The organism is Microbacterium sp. STF-2, assembly GCF_034650155.1.
Classification (GTDB): Bacteria; Actinomycetota; Actinomycetes; order Actinomycetales; family Microbacteriaceae; genus Microbacterium; species Microbacterium maritypicum_A.
The window spans coordinates 76,347-96,254 of the sequence record NZ_JARKMW010000001.1; the positions used below are offsets into that span (position 1 = coordinate 76,347).

A 19,908-nucleotide genomic window follows, 5' to 3' on the forward strand; every position below is an offset into this window, starting at 1 on the left:
GATCGGGTCAGCCGCCGATCGGGACATTCGTGGTCGCGACGGGCTCGTCGTAGATCGCGGCGATCTCGTCGGCGAAGTCGTTCATGATGATGTTCCGCTTGATCGAGAGCTTCGGGGTCAGGTGCCCCGAGGCCTCCGTCCACTCGGAATCGAGGATCGTGAACTTCCGGATCGACTCGGCTCGCGAGACGCGTGCATTGGCGGCATCGACCGCGCGCTGCACTTCGGCCCGGACGGCCGCGTTCTTGGACGCGTCCACGAGCGACATGGTGGCCTCGAGGCCGTTGTTGGCGAGCCAGGTCGGAAGCATCTCGGGATCGAGCGTGACGAGCGCCGAGATGAACGGACGCTGGTCACCGACGACCACGACCTGACCGATGATCGGATTCGCGCGGATCGGGTCCTCGAGTGCGGCCGGAGCGACGTTCTTGCCGCCGGCCGTGACGATGATCTCCTTCTTGCGCCCGGTGATCGTCAGGAAGCCCTCGGAGTCGAAGCTGCCGATGTCGCCGGTGTGGAACCAGCCGCCCTCGCTGAAGGCCTCGGCCGTCGCCTCGGGGTTGTTCCAGTACTCCTTGAACACGTTGATGCCGCGCACCTCGATCTCGCCGTCGTCGGCGAGGCGGACGCCGACGCCGGGGAGGGCGGGGCCGACCGTCCCGATCTTCGACTTGTCCGCCAGATTCACCGTGGCGGGCGCGGTCGTCTCCGTCAGGCCGTAGCCCTCGAGGATCACCACACCGAGGCTGTGGAAGAAATGGCCGAGCCGCGAGCCGAGGGGCGCGGAGCCCGAGACGGCGTAGACGACATTGCCGCCCATGGCCTCGCGGAGCTTGCTGTAGACGAGCTTGTTGAACAGGGCGAACTTGAGTTTCATCCCGAACGGGATCGGCTTGCCCGCTTCGAGCAGCTTGGAGTGCTCGATGGCGACGTCGGCGGCGGCACGGAAGATCTTGCCCTTGCCGCCGGCTTCGGCCTTCTGCTCCGCCGAGTTGTACACCTTCTCGAACACGCGGGGGACAGCGAGGAGGAACGTCGGTTTGAACGAGCCGAGCGCCGGAAGAAGCTGGCGCGTATCGGGCTGGTGACCCGTGCGCACTCCCGCATGGACGTCGAGGATCGAGATGAACCGTGCGAACACATGGGCAGTCGTGATGAAGAGGAGGGTGGAGGCTCCCGGTGTCTGGACGACCTCGTCCAGAGCCTTGGCGGAGTTCCGGGAGAGCTCGACGAAATTGCTGTGCGTGAGCACGCACCCCTTCGGGCGCCCCGTGGAGCCGGAGGTGTAGATGAGCGTGGCGATGTCGGATCCGACCGCAAGGGAGCGCCGGCGTTCGATCTCGGCATCGGCCACGGAGGCGCCCTGGGCGGTCAGGGTGTCGATGGCGCCCAGGTGCAGCTGCCACACCTCGCGGATCAGCGGGAGGTCGCCACGGACCTCGTCGACGCGGGCGAAGTGCTCGGGCGACTCCACGATGAGCGCGATGGCACCGGAGTCCTCGAGGATCCACTGGATCTGAGAGGGCGAGCTGGTCTCGTAGATCGGCACCATCACGGCGCCGGCGTAGAACAGCGCGAAGTCGACGAGCGTCCATTCGTAGGTCGTGCGCGCCAGGAATCCGACCTTCTCGCCGGGCTGGATGCCGGCGGCGACGAAGCCCTTCGCGAGGGCGGTCACGGCCGTCTGGAAGTCGGCGGCCGAGATGTCTCGCCACCCCTCTCCCTCCGGAACCGAGAACAGCGCACGATCCGGAGTGGCTTCGACGCGCTTCACCAGCAGGTCGGCGACGTTCGCGTCGGGATCGGCGGGGACGATCGCGGGGACTTCAAACTGGACCACGGCAGCTCCTTCGGTACCGGTCGGGCACGGACTTGCCTCTGAGTCTAGGGCATGGAACCCAGTCGCGCCTCGGGTGGAACTGGGTCGCGTGGATGGTCGGAGTAAGGAGCCGACTCCACGGACGCCGGGCGCGGCGCTAGACTTCACCACGATGTTCTACTGGCTGATGAAGTACGTGGTGATCGGCCCCGTGGTCAAGGCGGTGTTCCGTCCCTGGATCGTCGGGCGCAACAACGTGCCCGCGAACGGTGCGGCGATCCTCGCGAGCAATCACCTCTCCTTCGCCGACTCCATCTTCCTTCCTCTGGTGATCGACCGGTCGATGTCCTTCCTCGCGAAGAGCGACTACTTCACGGGCCGCGGCCTCAAAGGCTGGGCCACGAAGTTCTTCATGAAGGCGACGGGACAGATCCCCATCGATCGATCGGGTGGCAAGGCTTCCGAGGCCTCGCTGAACACCGGACTCCAGGTGCTCGGCGGAGGCGACCTGCTCGGCATCTACCCCGAGGGCACCAGAAGCCCCGACGGAAAGCTGTATCGGGGTCGGACCGGCATCGCCAGGATGGCGCTCGAGGCGAAGGTCCCGGTGGTGCCGGTGATCATGGTCGACACCGATACGGCGATGCCGATCGGCAGGAGGCTACCCCGCATCGTGCGCGTCGGAATCGTGATCGGGGAGCCCCTCGACTTCTCGCGCTACGCGGGCATGGAGAACGATCGCTACATCCTGCGTTCGGTCACCGACGAGATCATGGTGGCCCTGCAGCGGCTCGGCGAGCAGAAGTACGAAGACGTCTACGCGTCGACCGTCAAGGACCGGCTCCCCACGCGCGTCACATAGGCCTCACGCGGATCTGGGTGGTACCCGCGACCACTAGGCTGGAACGCATGCTCCCGCACCACATCGAAGCCCTTGATGAATGGCGCTCGCTTCCCATCAAGCAGCAGCCGCAGTGGCCCGACGCGGACCGCGTCGCCGACGTCTCCCAGCAGATCGCGACCCTTCCGCCCCTGGTCTTCGCCGGCGAGGTCGACAACCTGCGTGACAGGCTCGCCCGTGCGGCGTCCGGCCAGGCGTTCCTCCTCCAGGGTGGTGACTGCGCCGAGACCTTCGCCGGGGCGACCGCCGAACAGATCCGCAACCGCATCAAGACGGTGCTGCAAATGGCTGTCGTGCTCACGTACGGCGCCTCGATGCCCATCGTCAAGATGGGTCGGATGGCGGGTCAGTTCGCGAAACCGCGCTCTAGCGACTCCGAGACCCGCGGTGACGTCACTCTGCCCGCCTACCGCGGTGACATCGTGAACGGCTACGACTTCACCGAGGGGTCCCGCACCGCCGACCCCGGTCGCTTGCTCCAGGGCTACCACACGGCGGCGTCGACCCTCAACCTGATCCGCGCGTTCACCCAGGGTGGTTTCGCCGATCTCCGCGAGGTGCACTCGTGGAACAAGGGCTTCGCGCAGAACCCTGCCAACCAGCGCTACGAGCGCATGGCCGCGGAGATCGACCGCGCGATCAAGTTCATGGAGGCTGCAGGAGCGGACTTCGATGAGCTCAAGCGCGTCGAGTTCTTCACGGGGCACGAGGGTCTGCTGATGGACTACGAGCGCCCGATGACGCGCATCGACTCGCGCACGGACACGCCGTACAACACCTCTGCGCACTTCCTGTGGATCGGAGAGCGCACGCGCGAGCTCGATGGCGCACACGTCGACTACTTCTCCAAGATCCGCAACCCCATCGGCGTGAAGCTCGGACCGACCACGTCGCCCGACACCGCGCTCGCGCTGATCGACAAGCTCGATCCCGAACGCGAGCCCGGACGCCTGACGTTCATCACCCGCATGGGTGCGGGCAAGATCCGTGACGCACTGCCGCCGTTGCTCGAGGCGGTCCGCGATTCCGGCGCGCAGCCGCTGTGGGTCACCGACCCGATGCACGGCAACGGCATCACCACGCCGACCGGCTACAAGACCCGTCGCTTCGACGACGTCGTCGATGAGGTGCGGGGCTTCTTCGAAGCGCACCGCGCGGTCGGCACCTTCCCCGGCGGAATCCACGTCGAGCTCACCGGTGACGACGTCACCGAGTGCCTCGGTGGGTCGGAGCAGATCGACGAGGCCGCGCTGGCCACGCGCTACGAGAGCCTGTGCGACCCGCGACTGAACCACATGCAGTCGCTGGAGCTCGCCTTCCTGGTGGCCGAGGAGCTCGAGAAGCGCTGAGACAGAAGCGCTGAGACACCGTCGAAGAAGGCCGCCCCCCGGAACACGGGGAGGCGGCCTTCTCTTTGCTCATGACGTCTCGCGGTCGTTCCCCGACGGAGCGCTCAACCGCTGAGCTGAATCGAGAGGTTCACGGTGCCTCCACGGGGGAGCGACTTGTCCGGGCCGGGATCCTGCCCCGTGACCTTGGCCATCTCCGCGAAGCCCGGCAGATCGCCCCAGGCGGCATAGGTCGACTTGAACCCCTTGTCGGAGAGGATCTTCTTGGCTTCGTTCAAGGTCTTGCCCGAGACATCCGGCACGGGGAACAGCTCCGGGCCTTTGGAGACGATGAGCTGCACGCTGTCGCCCGGCCGCCAATTGCCTTCTTCCGCACGATCGGCCACTCCGATGACCACATCCTTGGCGACGCTGTCGCTGAAGGTGTACTGCGGGTCCGCGGTCACGGTGAGGCCCTTGTCCGTGAGCGTGGAGGTGGCCTCGCCGACCGACATACCCGCGACGTCGGGGAAGTCGCCGGCGGAGACGTAGAGCTCCACCGTGTCGTCCTCGAAGACCTCGCAGCCGTCCCCGCAGATGTAGGCGTCCCCGCCGGCCCGCGGTGTGACGTACGCGTTGATGACGATGCCGGCGTCGGCATCGGAGAAGAGCAGGAGAGATTTGTCCGTGACGTTGACCTTGAGACCGGTGAGGTAGTCGCGCGCATCCTGCTCGGCGCGGCCGTTCAACGGGTCGAGCGTGTGCGTCGCCGGCCCCGCGGAGACGATCACCGTGACCGAGGCGCCCTTGTCGAGTCGCGCCCCCTCTTCCGGATCGGTCTCGATGACGGTCCCCGCGGGGATGTCGATCGAGAATTCGTCCTTCTGCGACGGCACGAATCCGGCATCCGTGAGCGTCGCCGCGGCGGCGTCGTATGTGCCTCCGGCGACCGCGGGCACGGCGATGAGAGAGCCGGGTCCGGAACCGAACCACCAGCCGACCCCGCCGGCGAGCACCGCCAGCAGCAGCACGAGAGTGAGGAGGAACGCCCCGCGCGCGCGGCGTTTGGACGCTCGTCGTCGCAGGAGGGTCGCGTTGTCGAGGGCGGCGGGTGCCGGAGCCGTGGGGTCGGCGATGACCATCGTTCCCGGCATCACCTTGGTGAGGTCACCCGAGTCGCCTTGGCTGTGCTGCGGCGCGGTGGCTCTGGCCGCAGTCGGGGCGATGCCGAGGTCTCGTTCGATCTCCCGCAGGCGCTCGAGCATCTGCTGCGCGTCGTCGGGTCGGTCGTCCGGCGACTTCTCCGTTGCCCAGAGCACGAGCTCGTCGAGCTGCTCCGGCACGGCGGGGTTGCGCACGCTCGGTCGGGGCACCGATTCCGTGGCGTGCTGGAAAGCGATCTGCATGGGCTGCTCGCCCTTGTAGGGCTGCTCACCCACGAGCATCTCGTACAGCATGATGCCGAGGGCGTAGATGTCGCTGCGGGCGTCGGCGGTTCCGCGCGTGACGAGTTCGGGGGCGAGGTAGGCGATCGTCCCGAGCAGCTGCTGTCCGGTCGCGGTGTTCGCGGTGGTCGCTCGCGCGAGCCCGAAGTCGCCGATCTTGATGCGACCGTCTTCGGCGAGGAGGACGTTCTCGGGCTTCACGTCGCGGTGCACGATCCCGGCACGATGCGCGGCCGAGAGACCGGCCAGGATCGCATCCATGATGGTGATGGTCTGCGGGATCGTGAGGCGCTTCTGCTCGCGGAGGAGCTCGCGCAGCGTGATGCCGGGCAGATACTCCATCACGAGGTAGGCGAGCTCGCCGTCCTGGCCCTGGTCGAACACGTTCACGACGTGGGGGTCCGCCAGCCGGGCAGCGGCTCTGGCCTCCTGGATGAACCGGCTCTGGAAGGCGGAGTCGTCGCTGAGGTGCGCGTGCATCACCTTGAGGGCGATGCACCGCTCCAGGCGGAGGTCGGTTGCGACGTACACGGTCGCCATCCCGCCGCGGGCGATGCGGGCACGCACCCGGTAGCGGCCGTCGACAAGCCGCCCGATGAGGGGGTCGGCCTGCTGATTGGTCGTCACGTCAGAATTCTATGGAGAACTGCCTGAAAGACAGGGGAGCGGCTCACCCCTCGGGCCTTCGGGTTTTCCCGGATGTCGTCAGCCGTGCAGAGCGAGCCAGGCATAGGCTTGCGTTTCCCACTGGCCGTACTTGTCCGGATAGGCGGAGATCTGCACCGCCTGGGCCGCCTCGGTGAAGGGCATGCCCTCCCAGCCCGGGATGTCCAGGAGCCCGCGCGTCACCTGCCCGTTGGGGTCGGCCTGCCCTCCGTAGAACACGCGTGTGCTCCGCTCGGCGTCCATGATCTGCGCGGGCGTTCCCCACCCGGTGCTGGGGCGCTGCTGGAAGATGCCGAGCGAGTCACGGTCGCCCCAGTCGAGGTTGCGCAGCCCGGACTCGACCATCCCCGTCGCGAGGGCGATGGCGATGGCCCGGTCCGAGACGCCGAGCTCGCGACCGACGCGGATGATCAGCGCAGCGTTCGCAGCCTGTTCCGCGGTGAGCGTCGCCGTCTGCTGGCCGCCGGCCGAGGCGGAAGCGGTGGTGGGGGAGGGAGCCGCTACCGGCGTCGCCTGCAGAGAGAGCGTCTGGCCGGGGTAGATGATCGACGAGGGGCCGAGGCCGTTCGCGGCGTACAGCGTCTGCGTCGTGGTGCCGTACTTCTGCGCGATGCCGAACAGCGTGTCTCCGGCCACGACGGTGTGCGTCGCGGTGGATGCGGGAGCGACTGCGGGGACAGCAGCCGGTGTCGGCGCGGCTGCCGGTGCTGCAGTGCCGGCGACGACGAGACTCTGGCCCGGAAGGATGATCGAAGCGTGCGTGAGGCCGTTCGCCGACAGGACGGCGTCGACGGTGGTGCCGTATCGCTGCGCGATGGCGTAGACGGTGTCGCCGGCGACGACCTGATGCGTGGCCGAGGCCGGGGGCGCCGGCGCGGCGGTGGGCGTGGCTGCGGGTGTCGCTGCCGGGGCCGCAGGCAGCAGCGTCAGGGTCTGACCAGGGTAGATCACGGAACGCCAGGAGAGGCCGTTCCAGGTCAGGACATCGACCGCTCGAAGACCGAAGCGCGTGGCGATGGCGGAGACGGTGTCGCCGGGGCGGACGACGTAGCTGGGTGGAGCGGCCTCGGTGGGCACCGCGCGCGCGGGGAGAAGACGTGGACGCTCGACGGCGGCAGCATCCGACGGAGAAGCCGCGTGGGCCGGTGCCGCCGTGAGCGTGGTCGCCAGGGCTCCGAGCACCGCCGCAGGCACTCCGATAGGCAGGTATCGCGTTCGACGCGTGGCGGTCTTGACTGTCAAGGCTTGCCCCCTTTTCGAGTTTTTCACGCTGACACGGATGTAAACAGAAGTCAACAGAAGTGACGCAAGTGACGGATGTGACTGATGGGTCGATATGCGTCGGCCAGGCGGAGGTGAGATAGTGGGCAACGTGTCTGAGAACGTTGCTGGAACCCCTGCCGCTGCCGATGTCGAGTGGTTGACGATGCCCGACCTCGTCGAGGTGCTCGACGAGCCCCTCGGCCGAGTGCGTCGTCTGATCGATGAGCACTACCTCGTGGGGTCGCGTCGCAACGGGACGTTCGCCGTGCCCTCGGTGTTCATCGTCGACGGCCACCCGCTGAGTTCTCTGCGCGGAACAGTTATCGTCCTGCAGGACGCCGGTTTCACCGACGACGAGCTGATCGACTGGCTGCTCGCCGAAGAGGAAAGCTTGGGGCGCTCGCCGATCGCCGCCCTGCTGGCCGGGCACAAGAGCTCGGTCCGGCGTCTCGCGCGCACTCTCGCCTGACGAAGCCCGTCAGGACGCGCGCACGGTGGCCGCGCGTGCGAGATCACGCAACTCGCCGACGGCGGCGTTGTCGAGCCGGGCGCCTGAGAGCGCACGGTCGGCCTCGAGGGCATAGTCGGCGATCATCGCCTCGACCTGGTCCAGCGCGCCCGAAGCAGTGATCGTGGCTTGCAGGGACGACACCTGCGGCGATGTCAGAGCGGGGTCGCCGAGCATCTCGTCCAGGAGATTCCGTGCGGAGGCGTCGAGAGCCTGTCGGGTGAGGGCGATCAACACCGTGCGCTTGCCCTCCCGAAGGTCGTCGCCCGCCGGCTTGCCGGTGACGGATGCGTCGCCGAACACGCCGAGCACGTCGTCGCGGAGCTGGAATGCCAGGCCGATCGGATGGCCGAAGCGCCGCAGTGCGGCGACCTGGTCCTCGTGGGCTCCGCCGAAAGCGCCACCCAGGACGAGCGGCTGCTCGATGCTGTATCTGGCGGACTTGAGGGATGCCACGCGCAGCGCCCTCTCGGCGTGGAGACTTCCGTCGTTCACGCTCCAGGCCGATTCCTCTGCGATGTCCAGGAACTGGCCGGTGGTCACATCCCTTCGCATCCGCGCGTACTCGGCGCGCACGGCTCGCGCATGCGGCTGGCCCTCGAGTGCGTATTCCAGAAGGTCATCGCTCCATGCGACGAGCAGGTCGCCGAGGAGGATCGCGGATGCCCTGCCGAACTGCTCTGCATCTCCGGACCACCCGGCCGCGCGATGAGACGTCTCGAGCGCACGATGCGCGGAGGGGCGACCACGGCGGGTATCGGAGTTGTCGATCAGATCGTCGTGGACGAGCGCGGCCGACTGGAAGATCTCCAGCGCGGTGCACATGTCCCACAGCGCATCGGTCTCCGCCGCGTCGCGGTCATCGAACTTCGCGACGGCACGCCACCCCGCATGGCAGAAGCGGGCTCGAAGGCGCTTGCCGCCGTCGAGCGTGCCGGCGGCGGCGTCCAGGAATGCTGCCGCGTCAGGGCCGTAGTCCGAGGCTTCCTCACGCATCCGCGCGAAGAAGCGTGCGAGGTGCGTGGCGACGGCGTCGGGGACGGGGGAGGATGACGGCACGACTCCCAGCATACGTAAAGCAAGGGGACGTCGAACTGCTAGCCCCGGACGCCTCGGCGCGCGTAGAATGGGAGGCACGATACCCGAGGGGGACGAAATGCCACTCTCCGAACAGGAGCAGCGTCTGCTCGACGAGATGGAACGCCATCTCCTCCACAACGATGCCGACGTCGTGACCGCGCCGTCCGGCGATCGAGCATTGAGCTACCGAAATCTCGTCTACGGAGCACTCCTCCTGCTCGCCGGTGTCGGCGGTCTGGTCGCCGGTGTCATTCTCGGTGGCGTCTGGGGCATCGTCGTCGGTGTCGTCGGATTCGCCGCGATGCTCGCCGGTGTCATGGTCGCCGTCACGCCAGTGCGACGCACCACCGCGACCACGCCCCGTGAGCGTTCCGCCCCGAAGCGGCAGGAATCGGCCTCCTTCATGGATCGGATGAACGATCGATGGGATCGCCGCCAGGACGGTCACTGACCTCCCCACACACTTCACGACAGAAGCCCGGATGCTGAGCATCCGGGCTTCTGTCGTTTGACCGCGTTCGCCGCCGGCCGGCTCGCCGCGTCCGTCCCCCCACTCGCCCTCCACTCACCCTCCACCTTCCTCCACCCCGGAATTCCGGGGTTGTTCGGCGTACTTGTCGGCATAGACCCTGATTTCCGAAGGATTGGTCGTAGGTATGTGGAGGAAAGTGGAGTAAAGTGGGGCGCACCTCGAGTTGGCCGGACGCAGAGGGGGTGGTGGCCGATGTTGCTGGGTACGCACTCACCGAAGCTGGACGACAAAGGACGGGTCATCCTTCCTGCGAAGTTCCGCGAAGACCTCGGCGGCGGCATCGTCGTCACCCGAGGCCAGGAACGGTGCCTCTACGTGTTCAGCACGGCCGAGTTCGAGGCGATGCACGAGCGGATCCGTCAGGCGCCGCTCGCGAACAAACAGGCGCGTGACTTCATGCGACTGTTCCTCTCCGGAGCCAGCGCGGAGATGCCAGACAGCCAGAACCGCATCACCATCCCGGCGCACCTGCGTCAGTACGCAGGTCTGCAGAAGGAACTCATCGTCACCGGAGTCGGCGCCCACGCCGAGATCTGGGATGCCGAGAGCTGGAACGCCTACCTCGCCGCCGGCGAGGAGACCTACTCCGACCTCGAGCAGGAGGTGATTCCGGGACTCTTCTGACCACGGCTGTGATGCCCCGCCGCTCCCGCCCCGACACACTTCCCCGGTGCCGGGTCGAGAAGCGGAGGGGGATCAGAGCCGAAGGTCACCCCGAGAAAGATCATGAACCTCCGAGACATCCACACCCCCGTACTGCTCGACCGCTGCGTCGAGCTGCTCGCTCCCGCCCTCCAGGCCGACGGAGCGGTGCTCGTCGATGCCACCCTCGGCATGGGTGGTCACTCCGAGGCGCTGCTCGAACGCTTCCCGAACATCCGTCTGGTCGGACTCGACCGCGACACCGATGCGCTGCGCATCGCGGGGGAGCGGCTCGCCCGCTTCACGGACCGCGTCACGCTCGTGCACACGGTGTACGACGAGATCGGACTGCACGCCCAGGGCGCGGCCGGCATCCTCTTCGATCTCGGCGTCTCGTCTCTGCAGTTGGACGAAGCCGACCGCGGCTTCGCCTATTCGAAGGATGCCCCGCTGGACATGCGGATGGATCAGACCAAGGGCGTCACGGCCGCAGAGGTCATCGCGACCTACAGCGAAGGCAATCTCCGCCGCATCTTCGAGCGCTACGGCGAGGAGAAACTCGCCGGTCGGTATGCACGGTTCATCATCGACGCGCGGCAGAAGCAGCCGATCACGCGGTCGGGTGAACTCGTCGAGATCCTGATCGCCGCCACACCCGCGGCTGCCCAGCGCGCGGGCCACCCGGCCAAGCGCGTGTTCCAGGCGCTGCGCATCGAGGTGAACACCGAGCTCAACGTGCTCGCCGACGCGATCCCGTCGGCGATGGACGCGCTCGCAGTCGGCGGGCGCATCGTCGTGTTGTCTTACCAGTCGCTGGAAGATCGTCTCGTGAAGCAGGCGTTCGCTGCGGCCTCTGCCTCGACCGCTCCTGCCGGGCTCCCGGTCGAGCTCCCCGAACATGCTCCGCGTTTCCGCATCCTGACCAAAGGCGCCGAGCTGGCCGACGACGAAGAACGCGCGCGCAACCCGCGGGCGATCCCGGTGCGCCTGCGCGCCGCCGAGAAGCTGCGGGAGAGCGCATGAGCCTGAATGCCGTCGTCCGGAAGCCGGTGCAGCCGGTCGCCCCGGAGAGGACGCCCCAGCGGAAGCTGCAGCCCGTCACCCGCCCTGCAGTCCGCCGCAAGCCGAAGCTCGCCTACGCCCTCATCGCGCTCGGCGGAGCACTCGCGATCGGAGCCGCGCAGATCGGGCTGTCGCTCGCCATCACCCAGGACTCGTTCACTCTCGCGAGTCTCTCGTCACAGCAGCGCGAGCTCAACCTGAAGACGCACGCCCTCCAGGAAGAGCTCACCGGCGTCAGCTCGCCCCAGGTGCTCGCCAGCAGCGCAGCCGGACTCGGGATGGTCGTCGCCGGATCGCCGTCGTATCTGCGTCTCAGCGACGGTGCCGTCTTCGGCACCGGTGCGGGGGCCGACTGGACATCGACCGTCAATCCCGCCGGTGTCGGGGCCGTGAGCAACTCCCTCATCGTGGAACCGCCGCCTCCTCCGGCGGAGACCGAGGAGGGGACGGCGACGGACCAGCCCACCCAGGACCTTCCGCCGTCGATCACCGACGGCCTCCCCAGCCCCACGACGCACTGACACCCACGAGCGACGGAGAGATCCCATGACGACACGAGCCACCCGCGGTCCGCGGCGACGCACCGTCGTCGCTCTCGCCGTCATCCTCTCGGTGCTGGTCGCGTTCGTGGTACGCCTGGTCGACATCCAGGTGGTCAGCGCTGATGAGCACGTCTCCGAGTCCCTCGAGCACCTCGGTGCGAGTTCGGCGATCCCGGGCCAGCGCGGGTCGATCGTCGACTCCGGCGGCACGGTGCTCGCTTCCAGTGTGATGGTCTACGACGCGCAGCTCAGCCCGCAGGTCATCATGCTCGTCGAGGAGAAGAAGCCGAAGCTGCCGTGGGCCGAGGCCTCCGACAAGATCGCCGCCATCACCGGCCAGACCGGCGACGAGGTGCGGGCTCTGGTCTCGAACGCCCTCGCCGAGAACCCCGACAGCCAGTACGCGCCTCTCAAGAAGGGCTTGAACACGGAGCAGTACATGGCTCTGCGGGATCTCGGAGTCGGTTCGTACCTGTCGCTGAAGGCGCGAGAGACACGCGTATACCCGAACGGCGCGGTCGCCGGAAACATCCTCGGCTTCCTCGACAACTCTGGTGAGGCGCAGGCCGGTGTGGAGAAGCTCGACGACTCCTGCCTGGCGCCCATCGACGGCGAGGAGACCTACCGCAAGGGCAAGGACGGCGTCGTGATCCCCGGCAGCGAGCGTACGGTCGATGCCGTGAACGGCGGATCCGTGCAGCTGACCATCAACAGCGACCTCAACTGGTACCTGCAGCAGATGATCGCCGAAGAGGCACAGGCGCAGGGCGCCAAGGGCGGGACAGTCACGGTCGTCGAGGTCAAGACGGGCAAGATCCGCGCCGCGGCCGAGTGGCCCGCGCTGGACCCGAACGATCTCGATGCGTCGACACCGGCGACCAGGGCCAGTCAGATCTTCCACCACGACTTCGAGCCCGGATCGACGTTCAAGGCCGTCACCGCGGCTGCCGCCATCGAAGGAGCGGGCCTGACCCCGCTCAGCACGGTGAGCGCGGCCTCTCGGGAGAAGTTCCCGAACGGCGCCGTCGTGAACGACGCGTTCACCCACCCGGCGTACAACTACACGCTCGCCGGGGGCCTCATCGACTCGTCGAACGTCGCCCTGTCGAAGTTCGGCACCATGGTGAGCCCCGATGTGCGCTACGACTACCTCCAGCGCTTCGGGGTGGGGGACAAGACGCTCGACTTCCCCTCGGAGGTCGGAGGGATCCTGCACCCGGTCAGCGACTGGGACAACCAGTCGCTCTACACGACGACGTTCGGGCAGTACTTCACCGTGACGGCCGCCCAGCTCGCCGGTGCCTACCAGGCGATCGCGAACGGCGGCGAGAAGATCGACCTCTCGCTCGTCGAGTCGTGCACCGCCGCGGACGGCACCGTGACCGCGCCAGCCGACCCGAAGCGCGAGCAGATCATCAAGGAGCAGACCGCAGCGGAGCTGACACGCATGCTGGAGAACGTCGCAGTACAGGGCGGCAACGCCGAGCGCATCCAGGTCCCCGGCTACCGCGTGACCAGCAAGACGGGTACGGCGCAGGTGTCGGACGGCAACGGCGGCTACAAGGCCGGGGTCTACTACACCAGCATGGTGGGCTTCGCGCCGGTCGACGATCCGCAGTACGTCGTCGTGGTCACCCTCGACGAGCCGACTAAGGTTGTATCGTCCGCGGCCACCGCATCCGCCTTCCAGAAGGCGATGACGCAGGTGATGAAAACGTATCGCGTGATGCCGTCCTCTGTCCCGATGGACGAGCTCCTCCCCAAGTTCGGATAGTCGGCGAGAGCCGCGCATGGAGATGACATGATCGCCCTGACGCTCGCTGAGATCGCCGCCGCAGTCGGCGGTGATCTGCGCGTGGCCGGTGAAGACACGGCCGAGACCGTGGTCGACGGAATCGTCGACACCGATTCGCGCACGATGGGGCCTGGATCGATCTTCGTGGCCAAGCCCGGAGCCGAGACCGATGGACACCGCTTCGTCGGGTCAGCTGTCGCCGCGGGAGCGGCCCTGGCGATCGTCGAGCACCCGGTGGACGTCGCCGTGAGCCAGATCGTGGTTCCGGACGCTGTCGCCGCCCTCGGTGCACTCGCGAGGGAGGTCGTCGCGCGGGTCCGTGCCGACGGCGCGCTCCGGATCGTCGGCATCACCGGGTCGAACGGCAAGACCACCACCAAGAACTTCCTCGCGCGCATCCTCGAGGGGGAAGGCGAGACCGTCGCCCCCGTGAAGTCGTTCAACAACGAGGTCGGCGCCCCCGTCACCATGCTCCGGGTGACGGAGAGCACCCGCTTCCTCGTGAGCGAGTTCGGTGCCGCGGCTCCGGGGAGCATCGCTCACCTCGCAGGACTCGTCGAGCCGCACGTCGCCGTCGTGCTGATGGTCGGCATGGCGCACGCCGGGGGATTCGGCGGCATCGAGGAGACGGCGAAGGCGAAGGCCGAGCTCGTCGCCGCCGCCCGCGTGCCCGGGACCGCCGTGCTCAACGTCGACGACCCGCGTGTCGCGGCCATGCGCGAACTCGCGGACGCTCGCGGACTCCGCACCGTCGGCTTCGGTCAGGGGCCCGCAGCGGACGTGCGCGCGCATGAGATCGAGGTATCCGCTTCCGGCACGTCCTGCGTCATCGAGGTCGACGCCGAACGGATTCCCTTGCGGCTGCGCGTGCTCGGGGCGCACCACGTCTCCAACGCTCTGGCGGCCATCGCCGCAGCACGCGTGCTCGGGGTCTCGGCGGCCGACGCCGTGGCCCGGTTGGAGACGGTCGAGATCGCCGAACGCTGGCGCATGCAGCCCCTGGGCAGCGATCGGGTGCGGATCATCAACGACGCCTACAACGCCAGCCCGGATTCCATGGCGGCGGCCCTGCGCACGCTCGCACAGATCACCGGTCCCGACGAGCGCACCGTCGCGGTCCTCGGAGCCATGAGCGAACTCGGTGAGAGCGCGGGGGAGGAGCACGACAGGATCGGGCTGCTCGCCGTGCGCCTGAACATCCAGCGGATCGTCGTCGTCGGCCCCGAGGCGAGGCGCCTCTACCTCGCCGCGGTCGGGGAGGGCTCCTGGGACAGCGAGGCAGTCCATCTGCCCGACCAGGACGCCGCGTTCGAGTATCTCCGCACCGAGCTCCGCGACGGCGACCGCGTGCTCGTGAAGTCATCCAATTCCGTGGGCCTCCGGCATCTCGGCGATCGTCTGGGAGAATTGTTCTCGTGAGGTCTCTCATCATGTCGGCGGCGATCTCGCTCGCCTTCACCCTGTTCCTGACCCCCGTCTTCCTCCGGCTCTTCCGGAAGTGGGGCTGGGGGCAGGTCATCCGTACCCCGGAGTCCGTCCACAACCCGAGTCACGAGGCCAAGCGCGGCACCCCCACGATGGGCGGCGTCATCTTCATCGTCGGCTCGATGGTCGGTTACTTCACCGGTGTGCTGGTGAGCGGTGAAGTCCCCGCACTCTCCGCGCTGCTGGTGATCTGGCTGATGGTCGGATTCGGCGCCGTCGGATTCATCGACGACTACATGAAGGTGCGCAGCCAGCGCAGCCTCGGGCTCTCGGGCTGGCGGAAGGTGATCGGCCAGCTGCTGGTCATCATCCCCTTCGGCATCGTCGCGCTGAACTTCCCGAACAAGTGGGGCCAGACACCGGCGAGCTCCGCGATCTCGCTGTTCCGCGACATCACCTGGCTCAACCTGTTCGCCTTCGGCGTGGTGCTCGGATGGATCCTCTATCTCGTCTGGATCTCGATCATCGGGGTCGCGACCTCGAACAGTGTGAACCTCACGGACGGACTCGACGGGCTCGCTGCCGGAGCCGGCGTCATCGTCGTCGGCGCCTACAGCGTGATCGCGTTCTGGCAGTTCAAGCAGCCGTGCATCGGCGGCGATCCCGATGCCCTCGGCGGCTGCTACGAAGTGCGCGACCCGTTCAACCTCGCCATCATCGCGGCGTCGTTCGCGGCGAGCCTCATCGGATTCCTCTGGTGGAACGCGCCCAAGGCGAAGGTCTTCATGGGGGACGTCGGGTCGATGGCGATCGGCGGCGTCATCACCGCGATGGCGATCCTGACCCGCACCGAGCTCCTCCTGCTCGTGATCGCCGGCGTCTTCGTGCTTTCGTCGGGTTCGGTCATCCTGCAGCGCGCGTACTTCAAGATCACTCGTGGCAAGCGGCTGTTCCTCATGAGCCCGTTCCACCACCATCTCGAGATGCGCGGGTGGTCCGAGGTCACGATCGTGGTGCGCATGTGGATCATCGCCGGGCTGCTCGCCGTCTCGGCGGTCGGACTCTTCTACGTCGAATGGCTCACTCGTGTCGACTGATCGTCTCGCCGGACTGACGAGCTGGAACGCCGACTGGAGCGGTCTACGGGTCGCCGTGCTCGGCCTCTCGATGACAGGATTCTCGGTGGCGGACACGCTCGCCGAACTGGGCGCCGACGTTCTCGTGCTGAGCGAGTCGGCTGAGGATGAGTACGAGCGACTGCTCCCGGTGATCGGCGCCCGACTCGAATTGGGCCCGCTCGCCGAGGTTCCGCCCGTGCTCGTCGAGTTCGACCCCGAGGTGGTCATCGCCTCGCCGGGATTCTCGCCGTCGCATCCACTCATCCGGTGGGCGCAGGAATCCGCTGTCACGATCTGGGGTGACGTCGAGCTCGCCTGGCGCGTGCGCGACAAGGTCGTCCGTGCCGACGGCACGCCGGCGGACTGGGTGCTCATCACCGGGACGAACGGCAAGACGACGACCACCCAGTTGACGGCCACGCTGCTCGTGGAAGGCGGACTGCGGGCGGCCCCCTGCGGGAACATCGGCGTGCCGGTGCTCGACGCCGTACGCGACCCCGCGGGGTTCGATGTCCTCGTGGTCGAGCTCTCCAGCCATCAGCTCTGGTATCTGGGACAGTCGAGGCCCGAAGGGGAGCTGTTCCCCTACGCCTCCGTGTGCCTGAACCTCGCCGACGATCACCTCGTCTGGCATGGGAGCGCGGACGCCTACCGGGACGCGAAGGCCGTCGTATACCGGAACACCCGGATCGCGTGCGTCTACAACAAGGCGGACGAGGCCACGCGTCGCATGGTGGAAGAGGCGGAGGTGGTCGAGGGAGCCCGTGCGATCGGCTTCGATCTCGGCATCCCCGGCCCGAGCGATCTCGGCGTGGTCGAGGGACTGCTCGTCGACAGGGCCTTCCTCGACGATCGCTCGCGCAGCGCCCTCGAGCTGACGACGGTCGCCGATCTCGATGCGGCGGGTCTCGCCGCTCCTCACATCGTGCAGAACATCCTCGCCGCGAGTGCCCTGGCACGCTCGCTCGGCGTCGAGCCGGAGGCCATCCACACGGCCCTGCAGTCCTTCCGCCTCGATCCGCACCGCATCCAGGTGATCGCCCGGCATCGCGGCATCACCTGGGTCGACGACTCCAAGGCGACGAACCCGCACGCCGCGGCGTCGTCGCTGCGCGCGTACCCCGGTGCCGTGTGGGTGCTCGGCGGGGATCTGAAGGGGGTCGACATCTCCGACCTGGTCGCCGAGGTCGGCACGACGGCGCGTGCAGCCGTCGTGATCGGGGTCGAACGCTCCGTGGTGGTCGCGGCATTCCGACGACACGCGCCCGGGGTGCCGGTGTTCGAGGTGGATGCTGGCGAGACTGGACAGGTCATGAACCGTGTCGTGGAGATCGCCGCGGGAATCGTCGACGACGAGGGCACAGTCCTGCTGGCCCCGGCGGCGGCATCCTTCGATCAGTTCTCCGGCTACGCGGAACGAGGCCATCGCTTCGCCGAGGCGGTGCGGGACTGGATCGACCGGGGGAGCGCCGATGACACAGGTATCCCGCCCTCCGCGCTCTGAGTCCGGCGGTCTCGCGGCCAGGGTCTCGCTCGGTCGCCGGTTCACCCCGGTGTCGACCGAGTTCCTGCTCATCGCCTCGACCGCGCTGCTCCTCACCCTCTTCGGTCTCGTCATGGTGCTGTCTGCGACCAGCGCGACAGCCGTCTCCAAGGGGGTCAACCCGATGGATGGCGTGCTGCGCCAGGGCGTGTTCGCGCTGCTCGGCATCCCGCTGATGTTCCTGATCAGCCGTCTGCCGGTGGACTTCCTGAAGAGGATGGCGTGGCCCGCACTGTTCGGGGCCGTGGCGCTGCAGATGCTCGTGTTCACTCCGCTGGGTATCGAGGACGGCGGTAACCGGAACTGGGTCAAGATCGCGGGCTTCACCCTGCAGCCTTCCGAGTTCCTCAAACTGGCCCTCGCGCTCTGGATCGCTGCGGTGCTGCTGCGCAAGCGCACGATGCTCGGCACCTGGCATCATGTGTTCATCCCCGTGATCCCGGTCGGTGCACTCGCGATCGGCACCGTGCTCGCGGGCAAGGACCTCGGTACCGCGATGGTGCTGGTGCTCATCCTCCTCGGGTGCCTCTTCTTCTCGGGCGTCAAGCTCCGGCTGTTCATCATCCCGCTGATCCTCGGCGTCATCGCGGTGCTCGCCTACGCGCTGTCGAGCGAGGACCGCATGCGGCGCATCACCGCGACCTGCGACAACATGGCGCTCTACTACACGGACTGCTACCAGTCGATCCACGGGATCTGGGGTATGGCCACCGGAGGCATCTTCGGCCTCGGCCTCGGCAACTCCCAGGAGAAGTACGGGTGGCTTCCCGCCGCGGGCAATGACTTCATCTTCGCGATCGTCGGCGAGGAGCTCGGCCTGATCGGCTGCATCGTCGTGCTCGCCCTGTTCACGTTCTTCACGATCGGCGCCTTCCACATCATCCGCAAGACACCGGATCCGTTCATCCGCGTGGCAGCCGGCGGCATCACCGTGTGGATCGTCGGCCAGGCCGTCATGAACGTCGGCGTCGTGATCGGCGTCTTCCCGGTGATGGGTGTCCCCCTTCCGTTCATGTCCCAGGGCGGCACGGCCCTGCTCGCGGTGCTCATCGCCTGTGGCGTGCTGCTGGCGTTCGCACGGACGATCCCTGTGACCGAGAAGCAGTCAGCCGAGCGGGGTAGGGTCACCAGGTGACTTCGTATCTCCTCGCCGGCGGTGGCACCGCCGGTCATGTCAACCCCCTGCTCGCCGTCGCGGACGGTCTCCGCGCACGTGATGCCGAAGCCTCCGTGCTCGTGCTCGGCACGGCCGAGGGGCTGGAGTCCCGTCTCGTCCCCGCGCGCGGCTACGAACTGCTGATCGTCGACAAGGTGCCCTTCCCGCGGCGGCCGAACAGACAGGCCCTGTCGTTCCCGGGGCGGTTCCGTCGGGCCATCGCCCAGGTGCGCGACCACATCCGTCGGCACGGCATCGACGTGGTGGTGGGCTTCGGCGGATACGCGTCTGCGCCGGCATACGTCGCCGCGCGCCGTGAGGGCGTGCCGTTCGTGGTGCACGAGGCCAACGCGAAGCCAGGGCTGGCGAACGTGCTCGGGGCACGCCGTGCGGCCGCGGTGGGGGTTGCCTTCGAGGGCACTCCGCTCCGCGGTGGCGAGGTCGTCGGAATGCCCCTGCGGCGGGAGGTGATCGCCCTCGACCGCGCGGCTTCGCGCGCGGAGGCGGCGGAGTACTTCGGCATCGACGCCGACCGCCCCGTCCTTCTCGTGTTCGGCGGCTCGCTGGGAGCGCAGCGGCTCAACGAGGCGCTCGCGGACTCGTGGCGCGACATCCTGGGCACCGGTTGGCAGCTGCTGCACGTGACGGGTGAGCGCAGCGACCTCGCCGATCCGGGCGTCGAGGGCTACGCGCTCCACCGCTACGTCGACCGCATGGATCTCGCGTTCGCTCTGGCCGATCTGATCGTCTCCCGCTCCGGGGCGGCGACCGTGAGCGAGATCAGTGCTCTGGGGATTCCCGCGCTGTATGTCCCGTATTCCGTGGGCAACGGCGAGCAGCGTCTGAACGCCGCCTCGGCCGTCGCTGCAGGGGCCGCAGAGCTGCTCGACGATGCGTCCTTCGACGGTGACGCGGTGCGGCGCATCGTCGTCCCTCTGCTCGGAGACGGAGAGCGCATCGCACGGATGGCCGCCGCTGCAGAGACCGCCGGAACCCGCGCCGGAACCGAGAACGTCATCACCCTCATCGACCGCGCACTCGTCGCCGTCTGACGCGGTCGACGAGACCGAAGAAAAGTAGACT

17 protein-coding genes are annotated in these 19,908 nt (G+C 67.8%); 13 read left to right on the forward strand and 4 right to left on the reverse strand.

What is annotated here, in order from left to right; genetic code table 11:
* Positions 1-7 precede the first annotated feature (7 nt).
* Positions 8-1,840, reverse strand: a complete 1,833-nt coding sequence (locus tag MicroSTF_RS00360; RefSeq protein ID WP_021199323.1) for an AMP-dependent synthetase/ligase — start codon at positions 1,838-1,840, stop codon at positions 8-10.
* Between the two features lie 151 nt (positions 1,841-1,991).
* Between MicroSTF_RS00360 and MicroSTF_RS00365 the strand changes: the two genes are divergently transcribed.
* Complete coding sequence (locus tag MicroSTF_RS00365; protein WP_021199324.1) at positions 1,992-2,681, forward strand: lysophospholipid acyltransferase family protein; 690 nt, start codon at positions 1,992-1,994, stop codon at positions 2,679-2,681.
* 47 nt (positions 2,682-2,728) lie between these two features.
* Positions 2,729-4,069, forward strand: a complete 1,341-nt coding sequence (locus MicroSTF_RS00370) for a class II 3-deoxy-7-phosphoheptulonate synthase (RefSeq protein WP_322952759.1) — start codon at positions 2,729-2,731, stop codon at positions 4,067-4,069.
* Between the two features lie 104 nt (positions 4,070-4,173).
* Here the strand turns inward: MicroSTF_RS00370 and pknB are convergent, their stop codons facing one another.
* A complete protein-coding gene (gene pknB, locus MicroSTF_RS00375) occupies positions 4,174-6,120 on the reverse strand; it encodes a Stk1 family PASTA domain-containing Ser/Thr kinase (RefSeq protein ID WP_322952761.1) in 1,947 nt (648 codons plus the stop codon).
* Between the two features lie 78 nt (positions 6,121-6,198).
* A complete protein-coding gene (locus MicroSTF_RS00380; RefSeq protein ID WP_322952762.1) occupies positions 6,199-7,401 on the reverse strand; it encodes a muramidase family protein in 1,203 nt (400 codons plus the stop codon).
* 121 nt (positions 7,402-7,522) lie between these two features.
* On the opposite strand from MicroSTF_RS00380, the gene MicroSTF_RS00385 reads away from it, so the two are divergent.
* Positions 7,523-7,891, forward strand: a complete 369-nt coding sequence (locus MicroSTF_RS00385; RefSeq protein ID WP_021199327.1) for an Rv2175c family DNA-binding protein — start codon at positions 7,523-7,525, stop codon at positions 7,889-7,891.
* A 9-nt stretch (positions 7,892-7,900) separates the two neighbouring features.
* Here the strand turns inward: MicroSTF_RS00385 and MicroSTF_RS00390 are convergent, their stop codons facing one another.
* A complete protein-coding gene (locus MicroSTF_RS00390; RefSeq protein WP_322952765.1) occupies positions 7,901-8,989 on the reverse strand; it encodes a polyprenyl synthetase family protein in 1,089 nt (362 codons plus the stop codon).
* A 97-nt stretch (positions 8,990-9,086) separates the two neighbouring features.
* On the opposite strand from MicroSTF_RS00390, the gene MicroSTF_RS00395 reads away from it, so the two are divergent.
* The 10 genes from MicroSTF_RS00395 to MicroSTF_RS00440 all read left to right on the forward strand — a co-directional run bounded on the left by MicroSTF_RS00395 (position 9,087) and on the right by MicroSTF_RS00440 (position 19,877).
* On the forward strand, positions 9,087-9,461 hold the full coding sequence (locus MicroSTF_RS00395; protein WP_029258357.1) for a DUF3040 domain-containing protein: 375 nt from the start codon (positions 9,087-9,089) through the stop codon (positions 9,459-9,461).
* Between the two features lie 273 nt (positions 9,462-9,734).
* Entirely contained in the window at positions 9,735-10,166 is a 432-nt protein-coding gene (gene mraZ / locus MicroSTF_RS00400) for a division/cell wall cluster transcriptional repressor MraZ (protein ID WP_017830220.1), read from the forward strand.
* 102 nt (positions 10,167-10,268) lie between these two features.
* A complete protein-coding gene (gene rsmH / locus MicroSTF_RS00405; protein WP_322952787.1) occupies positions 10,269-11,207 on the forward strand; it encodes a 16S rRNA (cytosine(1402)-N(4))-methyltransferase RsmH in 939 nt (312 codons plus the stop codon).
* Positions 11,204-11,767 carry a hypothetical protein gene (locus MicroSTF_RS00410; RefSeq protein WP_029258355.1) on the forward strand — a complete coding sequence of 188 codons (564 nt, stop codon included), beginning with the start codon at positions 11,204-11,206 and terminating at the stop codon, positions 11,765-11,767. Before rsmH ends, MicroSTF_RS00410 begins: the two co-directional genes overlap by 4 nt.
* 25 nt (positions 11,768-11,792) lie before the next feature.
* A complete protein-coding gene (locus MicroSTF_RS00415) occupies positions 11,793-13,562 on the forward strand; it encodes a peptidoglycan D,D-transpeptidase FtsI family protein (protein ID WP_029258354.1) in 1,770 nt (589 codons plus the stop codon).
* Positions 13,563-13,589: 27 nt separating this feature from the next.
* Complete coding sequence (locus MicroSTF_RS00420; RefSeq protein ID WP_322952790.1) at positions 13,590-15,002, forward strand: UDP-N-acetylmuramoyl-tripeptide--D-alanyl-D-alanine ligase; 1,413 nt, start codon at positions 13,590-13,592, stop codon at positions 15,000-15,002.
* Positions 14,999-16,105 carry a phospho-N-acetylmuramoyl-pentapeptide-transferase gene (gene mraY / locus MicroSTF_RS00425; RefSeq protein WP_029258352.1) on the forward strand — a complete coding sequence of 369 codons (1,107 nt, stop codon included), beginning with the start codon at positions 14,999-15,001 and terminating at the stop codon, positions 16,103-16,105. The genes MicroSTF_RS00420 and mraY overlap by 4 nt, the downstream gene beginning before the upstream one ends.
* Positions 16,095-17,630, forward strand: a complete 1,536-nt coding sequence (gene murD, locus MicroSTF_RS00430) for a UDP-N-acetylmuramoyl-L-alanine--D-glutamate ligase (protein WP_029258351.1) — start codon at positions 16,095-16,097, stop codon at positions 17,628-17,630. Before mraY ends, murD begins: the two co-directional genes overlap by 11 nt.
* Positions 17,599-18,804, forward strand: a complete 1,206-nt coding sequence (ftsW, locus tag MicroSTF_RS00435) for a putative lipid II flippase FtsW (protein ID WP_029258350.1) — start codon at positions 17,599-17,601, stop codon at positions 18,802-18,804. Before murD ends, ftsW begins: the two co-directional genes overlap by 32 nt.
* Positions 18,801-19,877: a UDP-N-acetylglucosamine--N-acetylmuramyl-(pentapeptide) pyrophosphoryl-undecaprenol N-acetylglucosamine transferase gene (locus MicroSTF_RS00440; protein WP_322952796.1), complete on the forward strand. Its 1,077-nt coding sequence runs from the start codon at positions 18,801-18,803 to the stop codon at positions 19,875-19,877. The genes ftsW and MicroSTF_RS00440 overlap by 4 nt, the downstream gene beginning before the upstream one ends.
* Positions 19,878-19,908 lie beyond the last annotated feature (31 nt).